General features: G+C 48.7%; 1 rRNA gene. It reads left to right on the plus strand.

Going from position 1 to position 1191, the window contains the following annotated elements:
- Positions 1-28: 28 nt before the first annotated feature.
- A 23S ribosomal RNA gene (locus L2747_RS21330) occupies positions 29-1191 on the plus strand; the annotation flags it as partial.

Here is a 1191-nt window from a genome sequence, read left to right on the forward strand (position 1 = left end):
ATCTCATAGAGACTTATTTGGGTTGTATGGTTAAGTGACTAAGCGTATATGGTGGATGCCTTGGCAGTCAGAGGCGATGAAGGACGTAGTAACTTGCGAAAAGCGTTGGCGAGCTAGTAACAAGCATTTGAGCTAACGATGTCCGAATGGGGAAACCCACTAGCATAAGCTAGTATCATTAACTGAATACATAGGTTAATGAGGCGAACCCGGGGAACTGAAACATCTAAGTACCCGGAGGAAAAGAAATCAACCGAGATTCCCCTAGTAGCGGCGAGCGAACGGGGATTAGCCCTTAAGCATAGAGGGTGTTAGTGGAATGCGTTGGAAAGCGCAGCGGCACAGGGTGATAGCCCCGTACATGAAAACTAACTTTATGTGAAAACGAGTAGGACGGGACACGTGACATCTTGTCTGAACATGGGGGGACCATCCTCCAAGGCTAAATACTCCTGACTGACCGATAGTGAACCAGTACCGTGAGGGAAAGGCGAAAAGAACCCCTGTGAGGGGAGTGAAATAGAACCTGAAACCGTATACGTACAAGCAGTGGGAGCGGTTCTTGAGACCGTGACTGCGTACCTTTTGTATAATGGGTCAGCGACTTACATTTTGTAGCAAGGTTAAGCGAATAGCGGAGCCGTAGGGAAACCGAGTGTTAACTGCGCGTTTAGTTGCAAGGTGTAGACCCGAAACCCGGTGATCTAGCCATGGGCAGGTTGAAGATTGAGTAACATCAATTGGAGGACCGAACACACGTATGTTGAAAAATGCGGTGATGACTTGTGGCTGGGGGTGAAAGGCCAATCAAACCGGGAGATATCTGGTTCTCCTCGAAAGCTATTTAGGTAGCGCCTCGTACGAATACCATTGGGGGTAGAGCACTGTTAAGGCTAGGGGGTCATCCCGACTTACCAACCCTTTGCAAACTCCGAATACCAATGAGTACTATACGGGAGACACACGGCGGGTGCTAACGTCCGTCGTGAAAAGGGAAACAACCCAGACCATCAGCTAAGGTCCCAAAGTTATTGCTAAGTGGGAAACGATGTGGGAAGGCTTAGACAGCTAGGATGTTGGCTTAGAAGCAGCCATCATTTAAAGAAAGCGTAATAGCTCACTAGTCGAGTCGGCCTGCGCGGAAGATTTAACGGGGCTAAGCAATACACCGAAGCTATGGGTACTAGACTT

Origin of the sequence: Shewanella marinintestina (genome assembly GCF_023283845.1) — a bacterium.
Taxonomy (GTDB): Bacteria; Pseudomonadota; Gammaproteobacteria; order Enterobacterales; family Shewanellaceae; genus Shewanella; species Shewanella marinintestina.